The following is a 426-nucleotide window of genomic DNA, read 5'->3' on the forward strand; positions in this document are numbered from 1 at the left end:
GCATACGCTTCGCCGGGTGGGAAGCTTCGGAAAGAAGGGGGCGTCGTCGCCGTTGAACAATGCATGGTGAAGCTGGCGGTCAGCGTACTTCAGATTGCCATCCTGCCGCCGCGCGATCTGTGAGCGAAGTGACAGCAGTCGAAGTGGATTGGAATGGTTGAACAGCGAGTCGATGGCAATGGCGTCGACGAACGAGGACCGGGGCGGAAACACCATCTTGCCGGTGAGCTTGCTGACGCTGGGCTTGTCATAGAGTCCGCGATGGGGCCGGCGAATGTCGCCCCGCAGGGTGAGCCGTTGCAGCGCCTTCTCAACGGCATTCGGTGTGCCGATGTCGAGAAAGTCGGCGCGCGACCATACGCCGGCCGGCGCCGCCTGGATGATCCGGTCGTGAATGCGATCGAGCGTGTGGGACGTCGGGTCTGG

The 426-nt window shown here is 62.9% G+C and carries 1 protein-coding gene; it reads right to left on the reverse strand.

Features of this window, described 5'->3' with window-relative positions; genetic code table 11:
- A partial coding sequence (locus tag EN846_RS36290; RefSeq protein WP_245518762.1) for a DUF6088 family protein occupies window positions 1-426 on the reverse strand: 426 nt, incomplete at both ends.

This window comes from Mesorhizobium sp. M4B.F.Ca.ET.203.01.1.1 (assembly GCF_004791025.1).
GTDB lineage: Bacteria > Pseudomonadota > Alphaproteobacteria > Rhizobiales > Rhizobiaceae > Mesorhizobium > Mesorhizobium abyssinicae.